Origin of the sequence: Streptomyces sp. NPDC046876 (assembly GCF_040645035.1) — a bacterium.
GTDB lineage: Bacteria > Actinomycetota > Actinomycetes > Streptomycetales > Streptomycetaceae > Streptomyces.
Map to the genome: position 1 here is coordinate 53,097 of NZ_JBEYXK010000002.1, position 20,051 is coordinate 73,147.

Below are 20,051 nucleotides of genomic sequence, written 5' to 3' on the forward strand. Positions count from 1 at the left end.
TCCGTTAAGGTAAGGCTAAGTTAGGTAGTCCTTACCGGCAGGGGCGGCTGCGGTACGCCTTCGGCAGATATCTCGATGTCGAGATAACTCTAGTGCATTGCCGCGCCGTGGTCATGCGCGGCATGGCGGGAAACCCGGTTGCCGGGCCGCGGCGGCACTGCGAGGGTCGCCCGCATGCCCACTTCACCTGCTCTTACCTCTACCTTCACCTCGTACGACGGCACCGAGCTGGCCTACCGCGTGACGGCCGGGCCGGCCGCCGCGGACGCGCCGGCCCTGATCTGCCTGCCCGGGGGCCCGATGCGCGACTCCGAGTACTTCGGCGACCTCGGCGGGCTCGCCGAGCACCGCCGCCTGATCAAGCTGGACCTGCGCGGAACGGGCGGCTCCGCGGTGCCGGCGGACCCGGCCACGTACCGCTGCGACCGGCTGGTCGACGACGTGGAGGCCCTGCGGGTCCACCTCGGGCTGGACCGGATGGACGTCCTGGCCCACAGCGCCGGCGCGAACCTGGGCGCCCTGTACGCGGCCCGGCACCCGCAGCGCGTCGGCCGGCTGGCCCTGATCACCCCGAGCGTCATGGCCGCCGGCATCGGGATCGGCGGCGAGCTGCGGCTGGAGACGGCACGGCTGCGGGCGGACGAGCCGTGGTTCGCGGAGGCGTTCGCGGCCCTGGAGCGGATCGTCGCGGGCGAGGGCGGCGCGGCCGAGTGGAAGGCGGCCGCGCCCTTCTTCCACGGGCGCTGGGACGAGGCGGCGCAGCGGCTCGCCGCCGATGGCGACGCCCACAAGAACCAGGAGGCCGGGGCCGTCTTCGGCAGCGAGGGCGCCTGGGACCCGGCGGCCCTGCGCGCCGCCCTCGCCCGCTTCGAATCGCCGGTCCTGGTCCTCGCCGGCGACGTCGACGTGCAGGGTCCGGTGTCGGTGATGGCGCAGTACGCCGGCCTGTTCCCGAACGCGGCCCTCGTCGTCCAGCCCGGCGCCGGCCACTTCCCCTGGCTCGACGACCGAGCCGCCTTCACGGCAGCCACGGCCTCCTTCCTGGGCTGACCCCCGGCCCCCGCCAAGGCCGCCGCCGACAACACCAGCCCCGCCGGCGCCCGCGCAGCCGGGTCCGGCAACTCCAGCCACGCCGGCGCTCCGAAGCCGGGGTCCGGGCATTCCGGCCCCGCCGGCGCTTGAGGCGCGGGGTCCGGGGCGGAGCCCCGGCAACCCCGGCTCCGCCAGTCTTCGCAGCCGGGGTCCGGGCACTCCAGCCCGCCGGCGTTCAGGCGCGGGTTGGGGCGGAGCCCCAGCAACCCCGACTCCGCGCCGCCTTCGCAGCCGGGGTCCGGGCACTCCAGCCTCGCCGGCGTTTGAGGCGCGGGGTTTGGGGCGGCGCCCCAAGGAACCCGGCTCCGCCGGGCACCGGGCTCTGCCCGGACCCTCCCCCAGACTCCGTCCGGGGGACCCCCACTCAAACGCCGGCGAGGCTGAACATGTCGGACTCCCGTCATGGAGGCAGGGCCACAAGGCCAGCGCCGGTCGGGCCACGTGAGACAGCACCCCGGGGCACCACCGGCGCCCTTCGAAGCCGAGGGTCGGCAAATTCAGCCTCGCCGGCGCTTGAGGCGCGGGGTCTGGGGCAGCACCCCAGAAAACCCGGGCACCACCACCTGCCTTCGAAGCGAGGGGTCGACAAATCCAGCCCCGCCGGCGATTGAGGCGCGCGGTCCGGGGCGGAGCCCAGGGAACCCGGCGGCGGCGCCGCGCTTCCGGAGCCGCGGCTCGGCAAGCTCAGCCCCGCCGGCGCTTGAGGCGCCGGGGTCAGGGGCGTTGGGACGACGTGCGGGGCGTCAGGGTGGTCGGGACGGGGGCCGGCGGCGTCGGGGCGGCGTGCGGCGGCTCGACCAAGGCGACGAGGGCAGCCACGGCCCGCTCGGCCAGCAGCTCCGGCTCCAGGCTCAGCGTCGTCACCGCCGGCTCCCCCACCCCGTACCCGGGATCCTCACTCGCGCACACGAGCAGCAACTCCCCCGGCACCCGCAACCCGTGCCGCGCGGCAGCCGCCAGCACCTGCCGCCCGCCCGGGTCGTACACGCAGTGGACGGCGTCGGGCCGCCGTCCGGGCGGCGCCGCGAACACGGAGTCGAAGGCGTGCCCCGCCGCGTCCTCCGGGTCGAAGGGGACCACCACCGCCGGCATGCCCCGCTCTGCGCACCACCGCCGGTACGCCGCACCGACGGCCTCGGTGTAGTGCTCCCGCCCATACGCGGCGTGCAGCGCAATGCGCCGGGCCCCGGCACCGGCCAGATGGTCCAGCACCTCCCGCGTGGCGGCCTCGTGGTCGTTGTCCACCCACACGTCCCCGGGCCGCGGATCCGGCGGCCGCCCGTCGAAGACCACCGGCAGCCCGCGCGCCCGCAGGGCCGCCAGCACCGGATCCCCGGCCGGGCTGTCGAGCAGCAGCATCCCGTCGACGGCCAGGGTGTGCCACAGCGGCTCGGCACCCCGCTCGGCCGGCAGCACGGTCAGCGCGTAGCCGCGGGCGTGCGCGGCGGCCGTGGCCGCGGTCAGCAGCCGGGAGAAGTAGGCGATTTCGACGAAGTTCCAGGCCGAGCCCGCGTACGTGGTGACGGCAAGGCCGAGGTTGCGGGTCCGGGGTCCGCGCCGGGCGGCGCTGTACCCGAGGGCCGCCGCCACCTCCCGTACCCGGCGCCGGGTGGAGTCGCCGAGCCGCCCGGTCCCCGTCAGGGCGTGGGAGACCGTCGCCGTGGAAACCTCCGCGGCGCGCGCGATGTCGGCGATGGTCGGTCCGGGCCCTGGCACGGGGCCATCGTACGGATTTCGTCGGCGCGGACGGGTTCTGGTTAACCCGTTAATCACCCAGGGTCCACCTACCGAACCCTGACGTCTGGAGTGGCCCATGACGGCTTCAGCCTCATCCTCATCCTCAGATTCCGCTTCCGCTTCCTCCCCCGCCCGCCTCTCCCGCCGCCGCCTCCTCACGGCCACAGCAGCCACCGCAGCCACCGGCGCGGCGGGCCTGCTCGGCGCGGCTCCCGCGGCCGCGGCCCCCTCGACCGGCCGCGGTTCGGCCGCGATGGTGATCCACAACGCCCGCGTCTTCACGGGAACCGGCACCGCGGCCCCGGTCGAGGCGGTCGCGGTCGGCCGGGACGGGAAGATCCTCGCCACCGGGACCGACGCGGCCGTACGCCGCCACGCCGGCCGGGACACCGAGGTGGTCGACGCCCGCGGCGCCACGGTGATGAGCGGCATCCACGACGGCCACGTCCACCCGCTCGGCGCCGGCGACCGCTCCCTGCGCCCTTCGCTGGAGGGCGCCGAGACCACCGTGGCGCAACTCCAGGAGCTGCTGACGGGATTCCTCGCCGACACCGGCGGCGCGGAGGCCGAGCCGGACCGCTGGCTGGTGGTGGAGGACTGGAACCCGGTCGGGCTCCTGCCGGCGGGCACCGCGGCGCACCACACGATGCTGGACGCCCTGCCGACCCGCCGGCCGGTGGTCCTCGTCGGCGGCGACGGGCACAACCTGTGGGCCGGCCGGCGGGCCCTGGACATCGCCGGGATCACGGCCGACACCCCCGATCCGGTCGGCGGCCGGATCGTGAAGGGCGCGGACGGTCAGCCGACGGGCGTCCTCAAGGACGACGCCCAGGACCTGGTCAAGCGGCACGTGCCGGAGCCGTCCACGGCCGAGCTCGTCGCGGCCTGCGCGAAGGTGCTGGAGCTGGCGGCGGCGTCCGGGGTGACCACGATGATGGACGCCCTCGTGGGCCGGCACGAGCTGCTGCTCTACCGCGCCCTGGCCGAGGGCCGCAGCCTCCCGCAGCGGATCGTGCCCGCGATCCGGCTGGACGCCGAGCAGACCCGGGACCCGGCGGCCGCCCTCGCGTACGCGCGCGGGCTGCGACGGGAGTTCCAGGGGGTGCCGGGGCTCCGGTTCGGGACGGCCAAGGTGTTCCTGGACGGGGTCATCGAGTACCCCGCGCAGACGGCCGCCCTGCTGGAGCCGTACCTCGACGGCAACGGCAGACCGACCGCGAACCGCGGCGAGCTGTACACCTCGGCGGCGGACTACGGCCGGCTCACCGCGGCCTTCAACCGGGCCGGCTGGCAGATGCACGCCCACGGCCTGGGCGACCGGGCGGTACGTACCGCTCTGGACGGATATGCGTACGCGGCCCGGGAGACCGGACGGCGCGACGCCCGCAATGCGGTGGCGCACCTCCAGCTCGTCGACCCGGCGGACCTGCGGCGGTTCGCGCCCCTGGGCGTCGCGGCGTGCATGCAGCTCCAGTGGGCGGCGCAGGACACCTGGACCATGGAGGCACTGCTGCCGTACATCGGCCCGCAGCGGCACCGCCGGATGTACCCGGCGCGGAGCCTGGAGCGGGCGGGGGCCCGGCTGTCGGGCGGCTCGGACTGGCCGGTGGACGCGTTGCAGGTGTGGAACCAGCTGCGGACCGCGATCGACCGGCAGGGCGCGTACGGTACGGGGCCGCTGTACCCGGAGCTGGAGGGGCTCGGCCGGAGCTCGGTGCTGCGGATGCACACGGCGGGTACGGCCTGGCAGCTGCGCCAGGACTCCCTGACGGGCACGGTGGAGCCGGGCAAGGAGGCGGACCTGGTGCTCCTGGACCGGGACGTGACCCGCTGTCCTGTGGCCGACATCAGCGGGACCGGGGTGCGGCTGACGCTGGTCGGCGGCCGGGTGGTGCACGACGCCGGGTCGGCGGCGGGGCGCGCGGCCGCGAGCCGTGCGGCCCGTGCGGCCGCCGCCCCGCGACCGGCCTCGTACGCGGCGGTCCACGGCGGCCGCCACCGCGCCTGCGGCTGCACGACCGGCAGCGGGCACTGAGGGGAGTCCCCCGCCCGTCCCCCCGCCGGCCTACTTGGCGAGCCCGTGCCGCGCCGCCCAGCCGTTGACGGCGGCCGCGATCTCCTCGGGCCGGTCCTCCGGGCACAGGTGGGCCGCCTGCCCGCAGTACTCGGTCTCCAACGCGGCGATGTTCTCCTCGCACCAGGCGGTCAGAGCCGGGCCGACCATCAGGGCGGGCGAACCGTCGAAGGTCAGCAGCAGCTTGGGCACGTCCGCACTCGCCGCGAGCCAGGTGTCGTACGCCTCCACGCGGTCGACGACGTCGGCCGGTTCGCCGCCGAGTGGCATCGACCGGGCCCACTGGAGCATGGGCAGGCGGCTCTCGCGGGTCGGGTAGGGGGCGGCGTAGACGGCGCGGTCGGTCTCGTCGATCCCGGTCAGGACCGTCTGCCCGATGCTGTCCTCGATGAAGAGGTTCCGGTCCAGGACCATCTCCTCGCCGACGCCCGGGGTACGCAGCGCCTCGAACCGGGCGCGGGCGCCCTCGGGGTACTCCTCCCAGGTCATCGGCCGCAGGATCGTTTCCATGAAGGCGATCCCGCGGACGCGGCCGGGGTGCCGGGCGGCCCGGTCGAAGGCGAGGGCCCCGCCCCAGTCCTGGCCGACGAGGACCACGTCGGCCAGGCCGAGGGCGTCGAACCAGGCGTCCAGGTAGCGGGCGTGGTCGGCGAACCGGTAGGCGCCGCCGGGCTTGCCGGAGCGGCCCATGCCGATGAGGTCCGGCGCCAGGAGGCGGACCCGGCCCTCGTCCACCCCCTCGATCCGGGGCAGGACGCCCCGCCAGAGGTGGGAGGAGGTGGGGTTGCCGTGCAGGAAGACGAAGACGGTCGCGGCGTCCGCCGCGCCGCGCTCCTCGTAGTACATCGTCGAGTCGAGAACGCCGACCGTGGCCATGGGAGCCCCCTCGGATCAGTTGGTGCATCAGGTGGGTGCATCAATTAGTGAACCTAACGTTCGTGGCACGAACGAAATTACATCGTTAGTCGCACCAACACAAGGGTCGATACCATCCCCGCATGAGCACCGAGGAGCACGAGACCGTTCCGGCGCGCCTGCGCGAGCTGCCCAGCCGCCTGCTGGCACAGGCCGCCACCCACGCCCAGCGCCTGGTGGCCGAGCAGCTGACCGCCGTGGACGCCCGCACCTGGCACTACGCGACCCTGGTGGCGCTGGACGCGTACGGCCCCGCCAGCCAGGCCGGCCTGAGCAGCCGCACCGGCATCCACCGCAGCGACCTGGTCGCCGTCATCAACGAACTCGCCGGAAGCGGGCTGGTGGAGCGGGCCCCCGACCCCGCCGACCGCAGGCGCAACACGGTCTCCCTCACCGCGGCCGGGCGGGGCCGACTGCGTCGGCTGGAGCAACTCCTCGACACGGCACAGGAGGAGCTTCTGTCCCCTTTGTCCGCATCGGAGCGCACGCAGCTCATCCATCTCCTCGGCCGCATCGTGGACCACCACGCAGCCACGACGGCACCAACGATGACACCGATGCCGCAAACCACCCCTGACGCCCCATAAGGCCCACAACCCGCACCCCTCACCACCCGTCCGCCACGCCCGTTTCGGATCTCATCTCATATCTGAGATACGGTGCACCCCATGGCAGACGACTACCTCGTACGCATCGGCAAGCTCATCCGTGACGCCCGGCAACACCGTGGCTGGACGCAGAGTCAGCTCGCGGACGCCCTGGGCACCAGCCAGAGCGCCGTGAACCGCATCGAGCGCGGCAACCAGAACATCAGCCTTGAGATGATCGCCCGAATCGGTGAAGCGCTCGACAGCGAGATCGTCTCCCTGGGCTACGCCGGCCCGATGCACCTGCGCGTCGTCGGCGGCCGCCGCCTGTCCGGCGCGATCGACGTCAAGACGAGCAAGAACGCCTGTGTGGCACTGCTCTGCGGCTCCCTCCTCAACAAGGGCCGCACGGTGCTGCGCCGGGTCGCCCGCATCGAGGAGGTCTACCGCCTCCTGGAGGTCCTGAACTCCATCGGTGTCCGCACCCGCTGGATCAACGACGGCGTCGACCTCGAACTGATCCCGCCGGCCGACCTCGACATGGACGCCATCGACGCGGAGGCGGCCGTACGGACCCGGAGCATCATCATGTTCCTGGGCCCGCTGCTGCACCGGATGGACCAGTTCCGCCTGCCGTACGCGGGCGGCTGCGACCTCGGCACCCGCACCATCGAGCCGCACATGATCGCCCTGCGCCGCTTCGGCCTGGACATCACCGCGACCGAGGGCATCTACCACGCCAAGGTCGAGGCCGGCGTCAGCCCGGACCGCCCGATCGTGCTGACCGAGCGCGGGGACACGGTCACCGAGAACGCCCTCCTGGCTGCGGCCCGGCACGACGGCGTCACCGTCATCCGCAACGCCTCCTCCAACTACATGGTCCAGGACCTGTGCTTCTTCCTGGAGGCACTCGGCGTACGGGTCGACGGCGTCGGCACCACCACCCTCACGGTGCACGGCGTCCCGAACATCGACGTGGACGTGGACTACTCCCCCTCCGAGGACCCGGTCGAGGCGATGAGCCTGCTCGCGGCCGCGGTGGTCACGGAGTCGGAGCTGACGATCCGCCGGGTCCCGATCGAGTTCATGGAGATCGAGCTCGCTGTCCTGGAGGAGATGGGCCTCGACCACGACCGCTCCCCGGAGTACTTCGCCGACAACGGCCGCACCCGCCTGGTCGACCTGACGGTCCGTCCCTCGAAGCTCGAGGCGCCGATCGACAAGATCCACCCGATGCCGTTCCCCGGGCTGAACATCGACAACGTCCCGTTCTTCGCGGCCATCGCGGCCACGGCCCAGGGCAAGACCCTGATCCACGACTGGGTCTACGACAACCGCGCCATCTACCTCACGGACCTCAACCGCCTCGGCGGCCGCCTCCAACTCCTGGACCCCCACCGCGTCCTGGTCGAGGGCCCCACCCGCTGGCGCGCGGCAGAAATGATGTGCCCCCCGGCCCTCCGCCCGGCGGTGGTCGTCCTCCTGGCGATGATGGCCGCCGAAGGCACCTCGGTCCTGCGCAACGTCTACGTCATCAACCGCGGCTACGAAGACCTCGCCGAACGCCTCAACTCGGTCGGCGCCCAGATCGAGATCTTCCGCGACATCTAGGCACAGGGACCGTCGACGCAAGCCCTCCCCCGACGCAGGCCCCGCCGTTCTCGCCCCCGAGAGCGGCGGGGTCTGCGTCTGCGTCTTCGTCCTGTCTACCGGCCGCCGAGTGCCCGGTCGACGAAGTGGCGTGCCTCGGCAGGGGTGTAGCCGAGTTTCAGCATGCGGTCGAGGCCCGTGAGGACCAGTTGAGCTGCGATGTCGCGCCCCCAGGTGTTGCCCTGCTCCCCGGAGCGCTCGGGGTCGGACGGGTCGTCCGCGCTCCACTCGTAGAGCTTCTCCACGCCGAGGTCGTACAGGAGGATGCCGTGTTCGCGGAAGACCGTTCCGGCCACGCGGGCGACGGCCTCGAAGCGGGTCGGGGCCTCGATCCCGCATTTCAGGCCCGGGTACTGCCCCCAGACCAACGGGTCGTACGTACAGCCCTCGGGCGGTGCCGCGGCCAGAGCGGTGAAGGCCTCGGGGAGGCTGCGGTCGGCGCGGCCGTAGCCGGGCCATGGGTCGACGAGCGTGAACGTGTGGATCACGGGGCCTCGCGGTGTCGAGCCGGATGTTCTTCGGCTCAGGATGCAGGGCGACACTGACAACGCCGGGGCGTTGGAACCGGTCGGGCCTCCGTCAGGGCTGGAGCGGGAGCGGCGGGGGCAGGGTGGTGAGAGTGCGGTCCGGGGTGTTTGCGGCGTAGGCCTCGCGGGTCGGGTAGAGGTGCCAGGTGCCGTCCCGGCGGGCGGCCACCGGGTCCGGCCAGTACTCGTCCGGTTCCGGGTCGACGACGTGGGTGGTGTGCGTGGTCACGTCGTGGATGACCAGGGAGAGGACGTCCGCCAGGATGCCCATCGCGGAGTGGCCCTGGCGGGGGTGGTCGGCCGGGCCCACCATCTCCACGACGTAGTACCGGTCGTCCACCCAGTACCCGGTCTCGTCCAGGAACGTCGGCGCCTCGACCCGGACGCCGTCCACCCACAGCATCACCCCGGAGTACCGGCTCTCCACGACCACCGCCCGGTGGCGGTCGTCGGCGGTGAAGTCCGCGCGCATCCCGAGCGAGGTGTGGCAGTCCACGAAGCTGCTGCACGCACCCGCCACCGGGCCGTGCCGCTCCCGGCGCGCCTCGCCCGGCGCGGGCGGGACGGGGTCCAGGGAGCAGGTCTCGGGCGCCCGGCAGGAGCGGTCGATGCGGCGGTTGCAGCCGAGGCCCAGGGCCGCGAAGTCGCGCGGTGCCAGGCGGGAGAGGACCTCGCCCAGCCGTTCGCGGTACGCGTCCTCGCCGAGCATGATGCGCAGCTCGTCGGCGTTCGCCCACCACATCTGCGCCGTCAGCGCCTCGGGGGAACGGCGCAGCCATGCCTGCCAGTCCGCCATGCGGCCCCATGCCTTGACCAGGTCGGGGGGAGGGGTCTCGTCCGGCTCCGCCTGCGATTCCCTCCCCTGCGCCGGCTCCTTGGAACCGCCTTCTTCGGCGCTGGTCTGTGCGGTGCTGTGTCTCCTGCGTCGGCGCCACATGGCGTACCACCCCCGGGGGCCGATCGTAGGTGGCCCGGGGGCCGGGGCGCCCGTCAATTGTCCGCCGGTGGCGTGCGGCTCCACGGCAGGCGGCCCGCCTCGCCCGTCGGGGTGAATGTCGGGGCGGCTCGCCCGTACGGGCACCCCCGCACGCGATCATGAGCAGCGCATGCGACCGCGTGCGCCGGAGGCTCTCGAAGGGCAGGATCCATGGCCGACAGGATCAGCATCGACAGCAACGTCTGCATCGGCAGCAGCCAGTGCGCGCTGAGAGCGCCGGGGGTGTTCACCAGCGACGACGACGGGTTCGGGATGGTGATCCCCGGCCGCGAGGACGGTGCGGGCGAGCCGATGCTGAAGGAGGCCGCCCGGGCATGTCCCGTACAGGCGATCACCCTTCCGGGCGAGTGACCTCCGGCTGGCTGCCGCCGGAGCAGTTCGCGGAGACCCTCCCCAAGGCCTCCGCCTTCGCCTGCCTGTTCTTCACCGACGAGCACGAACGCCCGGTGCAGCTGCACGCGGTGTACTCGCGCAGCCACCCGTGGCAATGGCCCGGCGGCTGCATGGACGAGGGCGAGCGCCCCTGGGAGACCGCCCTGCGCGAGTGCCGGGAGGAGACCGGCATCGTGTACGGGGGTCCCCCGCGGCTGCTGGCCACGGTCTTCGGCCTGCCGGGCAGGAAGTGGCCGCTGAGCACGGTCGGCTTCGTCTTCGACGGGGGCCGGCTCACCGCCGACCGGATCAGGGCCATCACCCTCAACCCGGCCGAGCACGACGAGGTACGGGCCCTGGCGCCGGAGGAATGGCGCACCCTGATGCCGGCGCGGGACTTCGAGCGCCTGGAGGCGGTCATGCGGGCCCGGCGGACCGGGGTGGCCGCGTACTTCGACACCTGGGACTGGGGGGAGGACGGCGGGGACTGACACCCCCCGCCCTCTACGTCGCCTCAGCCCGCCGCCCCGAGCCCCTCCGGGAGGGCGGCCACCACCAAGGCGACGGCTTCCTCCGGCGTCTCGGTGCGCGCGACCGCGGATGACATACCCGACCGGCCTCTTCCCGAACTCCTCGGCACCGTTGGAGAACCAGAGATCGAAGTGGCTGTTGACCGGCATCAGCCGGCGGGGCACCGGCTGGGCGTACGCCGCCGCCAGCAGCGCGTGGGGGCGCGGGTGCCGGTCGTACGGCGGCATGTGGATGCGGTCGAGCTTGACGCGCCACGCCAACTCGACGACACCGAACGGCTCCCGCTCGTGGAGGAGGGCCCAGGGTCTGAACCGGACGAACGGGGCGTGCTCCTGGGTCTCCACGAGCCCCGCGCCGCCCGTCCACGCCGCCGTCGCCCTGACCACCCCGGCCAGGTCCGCGGTCCACCCACAGCCCAGGCGCGTGCCGTTGACCTGGAGGTTCACCTGGAAGGTCCGCGGTCCGGCGGGCGGATACACCATCACGCGCCGACCGCTCCCCGCGGCGACCAACTCCGCGAGGCGACCCCACTTCGCGTCCGACTCGGGCAGGGCGAGCCCGAGCCCCTCGGCGCCGGAAGGGTTTGCCGGGTCGCGGCGTCCGGTGCGGTGCCTCGCAAGGCGGAGGGCCTCGGCTCGTACTGGACGTACTTGCGAGGTCCGACAACGCGGCGAGGTGCCGTGCCTGGGGGCACCTCCCAGCGGTAGCCGGGGGAGCGTCGCGACCCGGTGAACCTTTCCGGTCGCAGCACTAGTGCGTCCCCTCGGCCACGGCTCCCGTCACGCCGGTGTGCGTGCCGTGCAGGGTCGGCGCCGCGGCCTCGTCGACCACCGCGCGGGCGAAGTCGGCCGGGGTGATCCGGGCGTCTGCCCGGGCCGGGGCCAGGGCGTAGCCGCCGGCCGGCACGCCCTCGTGGTCGAAGTCCCCGGCGGGACTGAGCACCGCCCAGTCGAGCCCCGCCGGGGCAGCCGCCCGCAGCGTGTCGGTACCGGCGCCGTGGCCGACGTAGAACTCCCGCCACTCCTGCGGGTACCCGGGGGTGTCCATGAGCAGCTCCCCCGTCTCCGTCGGCAGTACGGAGGCCAGCCCGACCGAGACCAGCCGCCGCACCCCGGCCGCCGGCAGCCCCTCGGCGAGGGCGCGTGCCACGGCGGGGAAGTACGTGCCGGGCGGGGCGGACGGGTCGTACACGGCGACGACGGCCGCGTCGTGCCCGGCGGCGAGGCGGGCCGCGTCCGCCGGGTCGGTGACCGAACCCTCGGCCCGCCCGGCCTCCGTGACGGCGAGCCCGCGGCGCCGCGCCTCTGCCACCACGGCCCGGCCGGTGCGGCCGGAGGCGCCGAACACGATGAGCCTGGGGGCCGGTTCTTCTCTCAGCTGTGTCTGTGTCATGCCGGCGACCCTAGGAGAGGGCCTGGTTACCGATCGGATACCGGCCTAACGTGGCGATCATGACGACGCCGAAGCCCCAGCCCCTGGACCCCGACCTGTTCGACCCCGTCTGCCCGTCGCCCCTGGTGCCGTTCCGTGTGGGCGACAAGTGGGCTGCGTCCGTGCTGCGCTGCCTGGAGGAGGCCCCGCGCCGGTTCTCGGAGCTGAAGGTGCCGCTGCGCGGGATCAGCTCGAAGTCGCTGACCCAGTCGCTGCGGCTGCTGGAGCGGGACGGGTTCGTCGTACGGGAGGAGGCCGGCGGGTATGCGCTCACCCCGCTCGGGCGCGGACTGCTCGGCCAGCTGGACGCGGCGTGCGCGTGGACGCGCGAGCACTGGGACGAGCTGATCGACGCCCGCGAGGCGGGACTGGCGGCCGGGCTCTGACCGCGCGAGGAGAAAATGGCGTGAAACGGGGTCACCGATCGGGGCACGGCGCCCGTACGCTACGGCAGTTCTCGGCAGTTTGATCTTGGCGGCGTGATCTGGGGGCCAGAATGTTCCACCGGCGGGGGTTCGCCTTGGCAGCGGTCGTGGGGGCGGTGGTGCTGCTGGGGAGCGGGTGTCAGGATCCGGCGCCGGCCAAGGCGGACAAGCCGGCCGTCGCCGCGCCGACACCGGTCACGAGCCCTGCGCCGGTCATGCCGGACCTGGTCGGGCAGAAGTTCGCGGATGCCGAGGCCGCCGTGAAGAAGCTGGCCACCACCCCCGTCGAGGCCCGCAGCGCCTACACGGACGTCTCCCTCGCCGGCGACCACGCCCAGTGGGCGGTGTGCTTCCAGACCCCTGCAGCGCAGAGCCCGCTTCCGCCGGGCACCGCCGTCGAGCTCACCCTGGTCGCGCCGGGTACGGCCTGTCCGGCGAAGGCGGGCGCCGCGCTGCAGCCGTCGAAGAGCCCCACCGCCCCCGCCCCCGGGCCGGCGGCCTCGCGGTCCGCCGCCGGCACGACCGGCGGCTCGGGCAGCAGCGGCGGCTCCACCGGAGGCACCGGAGGCAGCGGCAGCAGCGGCGGAAGCGGCGGAAGCGGCGGAAGCGGCGGAAGCGGCAGCGTCAGCTTCAAGAGCTGTGCCGAGGCCCGCGCCGCCGGGGCCGCCCCCATGCGGCGCGGCGAGCCCGGATACAGCCGCAGCCTCGACCGGGACAACGACGGGATCGCCTGCGACAAGTGACCCCGCGGCGGGGCAACGAAACCCCTGGGGGCGGTATTCAGCCTGATGGCCGAGCCTCCCTCGCCCCCGGTCCCGCGGAGCAGGCAGAATCGGCCCGTCGGTACGGTGTCGAGGGGGCGGCCATGGCAGTGGGAGCACACACGGATACGCAGGCGTCGGGCGGCGGCGGTGCGGAGGGCCGTGACGCGCCCTCGCTCGCGGGACTGCCGGTGCTGGGCTCCCTTTTCGACCTGAAGTCGGACTCGCTCGGCACCTACCTGCGCGCCCAGCAGCAGCACGGCGACGTCGTACGGATCACGGCCGGCCCGCCGGGGCTGCGCGCCGAGCTGTACTGCGTCTTCTCCGCGGAGGGCGCGCAGCAGGTCCTGGCCTCGGAATCGGCCAACTTCCGCAAGGACAACTCCTTCTACCAGGAGATCCGGGAATCCTTCGGCAACGGCCTGCTGACCAGCCAGGACGCGGACTACCTGCGCCAGCGGCGGCTGGTGCAGCCGCTGTTCACCAAGCGCCGGGTGGACGGGTACGCGGGGGCCGTCGCCGCCGAGACCCGGGCCACCCTCGCCGCCTGGGAGCAGGCCCCCGGAGGCACCGTGGACGTCTCCGAGGAGATGATGCACCTCGCGCTGCGCGCGGTGGCCCGCATCCTGTTCGGCACCGACGTGGACGCCACCGTCGATGTCGTCGCCCGGTGTTTTCCGGTCATCACCGAGTACGTGCTGCGCCGCGGCTACTCCCCCGCCAACATCCCGCGCAGCTGGCCCACGCCGGGCAACAAGCGGGCGGCCGCCGCGATGGACGAGCTGTACGCGGTGTGTGACCGGATCATCGCCGAGCGCCGCGCCGCCGGTGCGGGGACGACCGGCACGGCGGGCGCCGCCGGCGAGGACCTGCTGACCCTGCTGTCCGCCGCCACGAGCACCGAGGACGCCGCCTTCGACGCCGCCGAGCTGCGCGACCAGGTGCTGATCTTCCTGCTCGCCGGGCACGAGACCACCGCGACCTCGCTCGCCTTCTCCCTGCACCTGCTGGCCCGCCACCCCGAGCACCAGGCCCGGGCCCGGGAGGAGATCACCCGCGTGCTCGGGGACCGCACGCCCGAGGCCGCCGACATGGAGCGGCTGCCGTACCTGACGCAGGTGCTGAAGGAGGCCATGCGGCTCTACCCGGCGGCTCCGGCCATCGGCCGCAGCTCGGTCGCCGCCACCGAGGTCGGCGGGGTCACCATCCCGGCCGGCGCCGACGTCATCCTGGCCCCGTGGGTGACGCACCGCCACCCGCGCTACTGGCCCGACCCGGACCGCTTCGACCCGGACCGCTTCGCTCCGGAGGCGGAGGCGGGCCGGCCGCGGTACGCGTGGTTCCCGTTCGGCGGCGGCCCGCGCGCCTGCATCGGCCAGCACTTCTCGATGCTGGAGTCGGTGATCGCACTGGCGATGCTGCTGCGGGCGTACGAGTTCGAGGCCGTCGACGTGGACGTCCCGGTCAGCGTCGGCATCACCCTGCGGACCGACGGCCCGATGCGCTGCCGGATCCGGAGCTCGGCCGGGTAGCGGCCGGCGGCCGTCATGACCGGAGCGTTCTGCGTCACAGCCGTGATCTAGTGTCATGGCCGTGACGACGTTGATGATCGACTCCGGTCCGACCGCGGCGGATGCGCCGGTGACCCGGGTGGGCGGTGTGCCCCTGGCTCCGGCGGGTACGGCATGGCCCCACTGCTCGGCCTGCGAGGGCCCCATGCAGTTCCTCGCCCAGATCCTGCTGGACGACCTCGAGGGCACCGCCCGCCCCGACGGGGCCGGGCCGGGATCGGTGCTCGCCGTGTTCGCCTGCCAGAACGACCCGGGCGGCTGCGCGGATTGGGACCCGGCCTCGGGCGGCAACCGCGCCCTGGTCTTCCCGGCCGAGGGCCTGGAGCCGATACCGCTGCCCGAACTCGAGCAGAGCGACGACGAGGACAACGACGAGGACGACGAAGACGAGTACGAGGACGACGAGGACGTCCGCCTGCTCGACGGGACCCGGGCCGTCGCCCTCGCCCGCGAGGAGGAGTCCGACTACGACGTGGCCCGCAAGGCGTGGGCCGCCCGCTCCGGGCGCCCCACGTCCGATGTGCTCGGGCAGCTCGGCGGCGCCCCCGCATGGCTCCAGTGGGACCAGACCCCGTCCTGCCGCGCCTGCGCCCGCCCGATGCCCCTGGTCGCCCAGCTCCAGGAAGGCCGTGATCCCGGCCCCGTGATGAACTTCGGGAGCGGCAGGGCCTACGCCTTCGCCTGCGAGCCGTGCGCCGAGGCCGCGTTCCTCTGGCAGTGCTGACGCCGACCGACGCCCAGGCCGCCTCCTGAGGATCATCGGATCGCTGGCTGACGAACGGGCTCGCCTCGGCTGCTCGGTCCACGAGGCCCTGGGCATCCTCCGGTCCCGCTCGGAGTACCTGCGTCGCGACCGGGGGTGCTGAGCGGACGCCCCTGCCCCACGCCTACGCGCCCCCGGCGGAGCCACCCCCGTCGCCGAGGGCGGCCAGGACCCGGTCAGGGGTCAGGGGCAGCTCGCGCAGGCGCCGGCCGGTCGCCCGGCTCACGGCGTTGCCGATGGCCGCCGCGGCGCCGACGATGCCGATCTCACCGATGCCCTTGCTTCCCATCGGGTTGAGGTGCTTGTCATGCTCGTCGATCCAGTGGGCCTCGATGGCGACGGGGACGTCGGCGTTGACCGGTACGTGGTAGGCGGCCAGGTCGCGTTCCGCGAAGTCACCGAAGGCCGGGTCCAGGCCGCTGTGTTCGGTCAGGGCCATGCCCAGCCCCATCACCATGCCCCCGATGAACTGCGAGCGGGCCGTGCGCGGGTTGAGGACACGGCCGGCGGCGAAGACCCCCAGCATCCGGCGCACCCGTACCTCGCCGGTGACCGTGTCGGCCTGCACCTCGGCGAAGTGGGCCCCGAACGCGTGACGCGCGTACGGAGACGTCTGCTTCGCCGACTGGGTGGTGTCCGCGGACGCGGAGAGCCCCGCGTCGGGCAGTGGCCCGGGGTGGCGGGCCAGCCGGTCGGTCAGGGCGGTGCACGCGTCGTGCACCGCCCAGCCCCAGGACGCCGTCCCGGTGGAGCCGCCGGCCACGGGGCCGGCCGGCAGCGCGCTGTCGCCGAGCGACAGCGAGACGGCGTCGAGCGGGACACCCAGCGCGTCGGCGGCGATCTGGGAGAGGACCGTACGGGCGCCGGTGCCGATGTCGGTGGCGTTGACCTCGACGAGGTAGCTCCCGTCGGGCCGGGCGTGGGCCCGGGCGCCGGCCGGAGCGATGTACACGGGGTAGGTGGCCGCCGCCATGCCGCTGCCGATGAGGAGCGACCCCTCCCGCCGGGGCGGCCTGCTGCCGGCCCAGCCGAAGCGGTCGGCGCCCTCGCGCAGACACTCCACGAGGTGGCGGCTGCTGAAGGGGCGGCCGCTGTCGGGCTCGGTGGCCGGGTCGTTGCGTACGCGCAGCTCGACGGGGTCCATGCCGAGGACATCGGCCAGCTCGTCCATGGCCGACTCCAGCGCGTACATGCCGGGCGTCTCGCCGGGGGCGCGCATCCAGGAGGGGGTGGGCACGTCGAGCGCGGCGACGCGGTGCGTGGTGCGGCTGTCCCGGACCGCGTACATCACCCGCGCGGGTACGGCGGCCTGCTCGACGAACTCGCGCACCCGCGAGGTGTGCGTCGTGACCTCGTGGCCGAGGGAGGTGAGCGTGCCGTCGGCGCGGGCGCCGAGCCGGACGCGGTGCAGGGTGGGAGCGCGGTGGCCGACGGTGGCGGCCATGTGCTGCCGGGGCAGGGCCACCGTGACGGGGCGTCCGCACTGCCGGCTGGCCATGACGGCGAGGACGACGTGGGGCCGCGGCGTGCCCTTCGAGCCGAAGCCGCCGCCCACGTGCTCGGCCAGCACCGTGACCCGGTCCTCGGGCAGCCGGAACAGCCCGGCCAGGACGGCCCGCACCACCGTGGTGCCCTGGCAGGAGTCGTGGACGGTGAGGTGGCCGCGCCCGGCGTCCCAGTCCGCGGTGGCGGCGTGCGGCTCCATCGCGTGGTTGTGCAGCGGCGGCACCGCGTAGCGGACGTCGATCCGTACGGGCGCGGCGGCGAACGCCGCGTCCGGATCCCCCTGTTCGCGGTGCGCGGGGTAGCCTCCGTTGACCTCCTCCGGGGTGTACAGGTCGGGGTGACCCTCGCGCAGTACGACGTCGTGCGGCTCCTCCTCGTACGTGACGCGCACCGCGTCGGCGGCGGCGCGGGCCCCCTCCAGGGTGTCGGCGACGGCCAGCGCCACGTACCAGCCGCGGTGCGGTACCCGCAGGTCCTGGAGCAGCTGGAGGGTGGGGTCGTCGGAGGGGCCCAGGCGCGGTGCGTCGTACGGGGTGAGGACGCCCAGGACGCCGGGCAGGGCCAGGGCGGCGGCGGTGTCGACGGCGGTGATCCGGCCGCGGGCGATCGTCGCGGGCACCGGCCAGCCGTAGGCCCGCCGCGGCAGGTGCCGTTCGGCGGCGTACAGCGCGGTGCCGGTCACCTTCTCCCGGCCTTCGCGCCGTGGGACGGGGGCGCCGAGCAGGGCCTCGGCGGCGGTGTCGAGGGTGGCGGAGGCGGAACTCATCGTGGCTCCTGTGGTCCTGTCCTGTGGTCTGCGGAACCGGGATGCGTACCGGCCAGCGTGGCGATGGTGTCGCAGGCGAGGTTGCGGGCGAGGGGGATCTTGTACGCGTTGTCGCGCAGGGGCTCCGCCCGGGCGAGCTCGGCGTCGACCGCCGCGCGCACGGCGTCGGGGCGCGGCTCGGCGCCGGTCAGCCGCGCCTCGGCCGTGGTGGCCCGCCAGGGCCGGTGGGCGAGGCCGCCGAAGGCGAGGGCGATCCGGCGCACGAGGCCCGCGTCGGGGTCGAGGTCCAGTACGACGGCGACCGAGGCGAGGGCGAAGGCGTACGACGCGCGCTCGCGCGCCTTGCGGTAGGAGGAGACGGCGCCGGGTGCCGGGGCCGGCAGCAGCACCGCCGTGACGATCTCTCCCGGGCGGATGACGGTGTCCTGCTCGGGGCGGTCGCCGGGCAGCCGGTGGAACTCGGCGGCCGCGACCGTGCGGGTGGTGTCCGGTCCCCCGTACAGCTCGACGCCGGCGTCCAGCGCGGCGAGGGCCACGGCCATGTCGGAGGGGTGGGTGGCGATGCAGTACTCGGAGTGGCCGAGGACCGCGTGGTCGCGGTGGACGCCGTCCCGGGCTCCGCACCCGCTGCCCGGTTCGCGCTTGTTGCACGGCTTGGAGAGGTCCTGGAAGTAGGCGCAGCGGGTGCGCTGGAGCAGGTTGCCGCCGGTGGTGGCGACGTTGCGCAGCTGGCCGGAGGCGCCGGCGAGCAGGGCCTGCCCGAGCAGCGGGAAGCGGGAGCGCACCCGGGGGTCGGCGGCCAGGTCGCTGTTGCGGACCGTGGCACCGACGCGCAGGCCCCCGTCGGGGAGTTCGGTGATCTCGTCCAGGGGGAGCCGGGAGATGTCGATCAGGGCGGTGGGGGTCTCGACGCCCAGTTTCATCAGGTCCACCAGATTGGTGCCGCCGCCCAGGTAGCGGGAACCGGGGTGCGCGGCGTGGGCGTCGGCGGCCTCGCGGAGACTGGTGGCGCGTACGTAGGCGAAGGGCTTCACACGATCACGTCCGCATCCGCACCGGTCCTGGTGGCCGCGGCGTCGGCGGCGGCCTCGGCGACGGCCCGGACGATCGCCGGGTAGGCGCCGCAGCGGCACAGGTTGCCGCTGAGCCGCTCCCGGATCTCCTCCGCGGTCAGCGCGGCGGCCCCTGCCCGGGCACCGGCGGCGGTGACGTGCGACGGGTCGCCGGCTGCGGCTTCGCGCAGGGCGCCGACGGCGGAGCAGAGCTGGCCGGGGGTGCAGTAGCCGCACTGGAAGGCGTCCTGCTCGATGAAGGCGCGCTGGAGCGGGTGCAGGGCGCCGTCGGGCCCCGCGAGGCCCTCCACGGTCGTGACCGCGCACCCGTCGAGGGTGACGGCGAACAGCAGACAGCTGTTGGCGCGCCGGCCGTCCACGAGGACGGTGCACGCACCGCACTGCCCGTGGTCGCACCCCTTCTTGGCGCCGGTCAGGTCCAGGTGCTCGCGCAGGGCGTCGAGGAGCGTGACGCGGTGGTCGAGGTCGAGGTCGTGAGGGGTCCCGTTGACGCGCACGCTCACGCGGGAGCGGGTCTCGCCGGCGGACCCGCCCTCCGGCGTGCCGTGCGCCGTCCGGGGCGGCGGGTCGGATGGGTGGGCCACGACGAGCTCCCTGTCGTCCGCTGGGGGAGGGACGTCCGCCCCCTGCCCAGCCTGTCCCCTCTCACCCCCACCGGCGCCGCACACCTCCGGCACCCTGCCCGAGCCTCCCCCGTACGGCCGACGCGGAGGCGGGGGGGGCGGACGCCTCCGCCGTACCGGACGTACTCGGGGCCCCGCCAAGGCGGTGAGGTGTGGTGCCGGGCGGCGCGGGTCTGGGGGCACCTCCCAGCGGTAGCCGGGGGAGCACGAACCGGAAGATCTCCGACTCAGTTCACTGCGCCGGGCCGGCGCCCCCGGCCCGCGCGGCGGCCGCCGCCTCCAGCAGGGGCCAGCCGTCGAGCTCCGCCGGGCGGCGGTCCTCCGGCTGCCACCCGTGGGCCAGGGCGGCGTCGAGCAGGGCCCGTACGGCGCCCGGTTCGTGCAGGTTCAGGTCCGGTCCCCGGACGTACCCCACGTCACCGGAGCCCAGCGGAGCCCCGCCCGGGACGTACCGGCCCGGGGCCGCGACGAAGACGATGCGCAGCGGGCCGCCGCTGCCGGCCGGCTGCGGGAACAGGCTGAGGGTGTGGCGGCACTGCCGCGCCGTCCGGCCGCCGTCCGGGAGCATGCTGTGGCCGTGGCGGAGCGACCACAGGTACGTACGCCCGTCGGCGACCAGGCGGCGGGACTTCTTGGGATTCCGGGGCACG

Annotated in this window: 20 protein-coding genes and 1 pseudogene; 10 read left to right on the plus strand and 11 right to left on the minus strand. The window is 74.3% G+C overall.

Annotation, left to right across the window (positions count from 1 at the left end):
• Window positions 1-174: 174 nt before the first annotated feature.
• Window positions 175-1,050, plus strand: coding sequence for an alpha/beta hydrolase (locus ABZ924_RS01935; protein WP_361902522.1), 876 nt, complete (start codon window positions 175-177; stop codon window positions 1,048-1,050).
• 756 nt (window positions 1,051-1,806) lie between these two features.
• Here ABZ924_RS01935 and ABZ924_RS01940 read toward each other — a convergent pair.
• Window positions 1,807-2,808, minus strand: coding sequence for a LacI family DNA-binding transcriptional regulator (locus ABZ924_RS01940; protein ID WP_361902525.1), 1,002 nt, complete (start codon window positions 2,806-2,808; stop codon window positions 1,807-1,809).
• 97 nt (window positions 2,809-2,905) lie between these two features.
• Here ABZ924_RS01940 and ABZ924_RS01945 point away from each other — a divergent pair, with 97 nt between their 5' ends.
• Window positions 2,906-4,864, plus strand: coding sequence for an amidohydrolase (locus ABZ924_RS01945; RefSeq protein ID WP_361902528.1), 1,959 nt, complete (start codon window positions 2,906-2,908; stop codon window positions 4,862-4,864).
• A 30-nt stretch (window positions 4,865-4,894) separates the two neighbouring features.
• Here the strand turns inward: ABZ924_RS01945 and ABZ924_RS01950 are convergent, their stop codons facing one another.
• Complete coding sequence (locus tag ABZ924_RS01950; RefSeq protein ID WP_361902531.1) at window positions 4,895-5,779, minus strand: haloalkane dehalogenase; 885 nt, start codon at window positions 5,777-5,779, stop codon at window positions 4,895-4,897.
• Window positions 5,780-5,901: 122 nt separating this feature from the next.
• Between ABZ924_RS01950 and ABZ924_RS01955 the strand changes: the two genes are divergently transcribed.
• Both ABZ924_RS01955 and ABZ924_RS01960 read left to right on the plus strand, forming a co-directional pair.
• Window positions 5,902-6,405: a MarR family transcriptional regulator gene (locus ABZ924_RS01955; protein ID WP_361902535.1), complete on the plus strand. Its 504-nt coding sequence runs from the start codon at window positions 5,902-5,904 to the stop codon at window positions 6,403-6,405.
• Between the two features lie 81 nt (window positions 6,406-6,486).
• Window positions 6,487-8,016, plus strand: a complete 1,530-nt coding sequence (locus ABZ924_RS01960) for a UDP-N-acetylglucosamine 1-carboxyvinyltransferase (protein WP_361902538.1) — start codon at window positions 6,487-6,489, stop codon at window positions 8,014-8,016.
• A 95-nt stretch (window positions 8,017-8,111) separates the two neighbouring features.
• Here ABZ924_RS01960 and ABZ924_RS01965 read toward each other — a convergent pair whose 3' ends face one another.
• Both ABZ924_RS01965 and ABZ924_RS01970 read right to left on the minus strand, forming a co-directional pair.
• A complete protein-coding gene (locus ABZ924_RS01965) occupies window positions 8,112-8,543 on the minus strand; it encodes a hypothetical protein (RefSeq protein ID WP_361902541.1) in 432 nt (143 codons plus the stop codon).
• 91 nt (window positions 8,544-8,634) lie between these two features.
• Complete coding sequence (locus tag ABZ924_RS01970) at window positions 8,635-9,519, minus strand: hypothetical protein (RefSeq protein ID WP_361902544.1); 885 nt, start codon at window positions 9,517-9,519, stop codon at window positions 8,635-8,637.
• 210 nt (window positions 9,520-9,729) lie between these two features.
• Here ABZ924_RS01970 and ABZ924_RS01975 point away from each other — a divergent pair, with 210 nt between their 5' ends.
• Together ABZ924_RS01975 and ABZ924_RS01980 are read left to right on the plus strand one after the other, a co-directional pair.
• The gene (locus tag ABZ924_RS01975; RefSeq protein ID WP_361902547.1) at window positions 9,730-9,930 is read left to right on the plus strand and encodes a ferredoxin; all 201 of its coding nucleotides are present in this window, start codon (window positions 9,730-9,732) and stop codon (window positions 9,928-9,930) included.
• Window positions 9,894-10,442 carry an NUDIX hydrolase gene (locus ABZ924_RS01980; protein ID WP_361902550.1) on the plus strand — a complete coding sequence of 183 codons (549 nt, stop codon included), beginning with the start codon at window positions 9,894-9,896 and terminating at the stop codon, window positions 10,440-10,442. Before ABZ924_RS01975 ends, ABZ924_RS01980 begins: the two co-directional genes overlap by 37 nt.
• A gap of 23 nt (window positions 10,443-10,465) precedes the next feature.
• On the opposite strand, the gene ABZ924_RS01985 is transcribed toward ABZ924_RS01980, so the two are convergent.
• The 3 genes and pseudogenes from ABZ924_RS01985 to ABZ924_RS01995 all read right to left on the minus strand — a co-directional run bounded on the left by ABZ924_RS01985 (window position 10,466) and on the right by ABZ924_RS01995 (window position 11,874).
• The gene (locus tag ABZ924_RS01985) at window positions 10,466-10,558 is read right to left on the minus strand and encodes a DUF6193 family natural product biosynthesis protein (protein WP_361902553.1); all 93 of its coding nucleotides are present in this window, start codon (window positions 10,556-10,558) and stop codon (window positions 10,466-10,468) included.
• 37 nt (window positions 10,559-10,595) lie between these two features.
• A pseudogene (locus tag ABZ924_RS01990) lies at window positions 10,596-10,964 on the minus strand (DUF6193 family natural product biosynthesis protein); the annotation flags it as partial.
• A 268-nt stretch (window positions 10,965-11,232) separates the two neighbouring features.
• Window positions 11,233-11,874, minus strand: coding sequence for an NAD(P)H-binding protein (locus tag ABZ924_RS01995; protein ID WP_361902556.1), 642 nt, complete (start codon window positions 11,872-11,874; stop codon window positions 11,233-11,235).
• A gap of 59 nt (window positions 11,875-11,933) precedes the next feature.
• Here ABZ924_RS01995 and ABZ924_RS02000 point away from each other — a divergent pair, with 59 nt between their 5' ends.
• The 4 genes from ABZ924_RS02000 to ABZ924_RS02015 all read left to right on the plus strand — a co-directional run bounded on the left by ABZ924_RS02000 (window position 11,934) and on the right by ABZ924_RS02015 (window position 15,394).
• On the plus strand, window positions 11,934-12,299 hold the full coding sequence (locus ABZ924_RS02000) for a helix-turn-helix domain-containing protein (RefSeq protein WP_361902559.1): 366 nt from the start codon (window positions 11,934-11,936) through the stop codon (window positions 12,297-12,299).
• A gap of 134 nt (window positions 12,300-12,433) precedes the next feature.
• Window positions 12,434-13,081, plus strand: a complete 648-nt coding sequence (locus ABZ924_RS02005; RefSeq protein ID WP_361902562.1) for an excalibur calcium-binding domain-containing protein — start codon at window positions 12,434-12,436, stop codon at window positions 13,079-13,081.
• A 122-nt stretch (window positions 13,082-13,203) separates the two neighbouring features.
• Window positions 13,204-14,631 carry a cytochrome P450 gene (locus ABZ924_RS02010; RefSeq protein WP_361902565.1) on the plus strand — a complete coding sequence of 476 codons (1,428 nt, stop codon included), beginning with the start codon at window positions 13,204-13,206 and terminating at the stop codon, window positions 14,629-14,631.
• A gap of 61 nt (window positions 14,632-14,692) precedes the next feature.
• Window positions 14,693-15,394, plus strand: coding sequence for a DUF1963 domain-containing protein (locus ABZ924_RS02015; protein WP_361902568.1), 702 nt, complete (start codon window positions 14,693-14,695; stop codon window positions 15,392-15,394).
• Window positions 15,395-15,557: 163 nt separating this feature from the next.
• On the opposite strand, the gene ABZ924_RS02020 is transcribed toward ABZ924_RS02015, so the two are convergent.
• The 4 genes from ABZ924_RS02020 to ABZ924_RS02035 all read right to left on the minus strand — a co-directional run bounded on the left by ABZ924_RS02020 (window position 15,558) and on the right by ABZ924_RS02035 (window position 20,050).
• Entirely contained in the window at window positions 15,558-17,705 is a 2,148-nt protein-coding gene (locus ABZ924_RS02020; protein ID WP_361902571.1) for a xanthine dehydrogenase family protein molybdopterin-binding subunit, read from the minus strand.
• Window positions 17,702-18,739, minus strand: coding sequence for a xanthine dehydrogenase family protein subunit M (locus ABZ924_RS02025; protein ID WP_361902574.1), 1,038 nt, complete (start codon window positions 18,737-18,739; stop codon window positions 17,702-17,704). Before ABZ924_RS02025 ends, ABZ924_RS02020 begins: the two co-directional genes overlap by 4 nt.
• A complete protein-coding gene (locus tag ABZ924_RS02030) occupies window positions 18,736-19,281 on the minus strand; it encodes a 2Fe-2S iron-sulfur cluster-binding protein (RefSeq protein WP_361902949.1) in 546 nt (181 codons plus the stop codon). Before ABZ924_RS02030 ends, ABZ924_RS02025 begins: the two co-directional genes overlap by 4 nt.
• 352 nt (window positions 19,282-19,633) lie before the next feature.
• A complete protein-coding gene (locus tag ABZ924_RS02035; RefSeq protein ID WP_361902577.1) occupies window positions 19,634-20,050 on the minus strand; it encodes a hypothetical protein in 417 nt (138 codons plus the stop codon).
• Between the last annotated feature and the right edge of the window lies 1 nt (window position 20,051).

What these genes read in the sequence shown, in the direction of transcription:
- ABZ924_RS01960 (WP_361902538.1), top strand. Translation starts at nt 6,487, where the DNA reads ATGGCAGACGACTACCTCGTACGCATCGGCAAGCTCATCCGTGACGCC.
- ABZ924_RS01995 (WP_361902556.1), bottom strand. Translation starts at nt 11,874, where the DNA reads ATGACACAGACACAGCTGAGAGAAGAACCGGCCCCCAGGCTCATCGTG.
- ABZ924_RS01985 (WP_361902553.1), bottom strand. Translation starts at nt 10,558, where the DNA reads ATGTCATCCGCGGTCGCGCGCACCGAGACGCCGGAGGAAGCCGTCGCC.
- ABZ924_RS01975 (WP_361902547.1), top strand. Translation starts at nt 9,730, where the DNA reads ATGGCCGACAGGATCAGCATCGACAGCAACGTCTGCATCGGCAGCAGC.
- ABZ924_RS01970 (WP_361902544.1), bottom strand. Translation starts at nt 9,519, where the DNA reads ATGTGGCGCCGACGCAGGAGACACAGCACCGCACAGACCAGCGCCGAA.
- ABZ924_RS01950 (WP_361902531.1), bottom strand. Translation starts at nt 5,779, where the DNA reads ATGGCCACGGTCGGCGTTCTCGACTCGACGATGTACTACGAGGAGCGC.
- ABZ924_RS01935 (WP_361902522.1), top strand. Translation starts at nt 175, where the DNA reads ATGCCCACTTCACCTGCTCTTACCTCTACCTTCACCTCGTACGACGGC.
- ABZ924_RS01945 (WP_361902528.1), top strand. Translation starts at nt 2,906, where the DNA reads ATGACGGCTTCAGCCTCATCCTCATCCTCAGATTCCGCTTCCGCTTCC.
- ABZ924_RS02010 (WP_361902565.1), top strand. Translation starts at nt 13,204, where the DNA reads ATGGCAGTGGGAGCACACACGGATACGCAGGCGTCGGGCGGCGGCGGT.
- ABZ924_RS01980 (WP_361902550.1), top strand. Translation starts at nt 9,894, where the DNA reads ATGTCCCGTACAGGCGATCACCCTTCCGGGCGAGTGACCTCCGGCTGG.
- ABZ924_RS02000 (WP_361902559.1), top strand. Translation starts at nt 11,934, where the DNA reads ATGACGACGCCGAAGCCCCAGCCCCTGGACCCCGACCTGTTCGACCCC.
- ABZ924_RS01955 (WP_361902535.1), top strand. Translation starts at nt 5,902, where the DNA reads ATGAGCACCGAGGAGCACGAGACCGTTCCGGCGCGCCTGCGCGAGCTG.
- ABZ924_RS02020 (WP_361902571.1), bottom strand. Translation starts at nt 17,705, where the DNA reads ATGAGTTCCGCCTCCGCCACCCTCGACACCGCCGCCGAGGCCCTGCTC.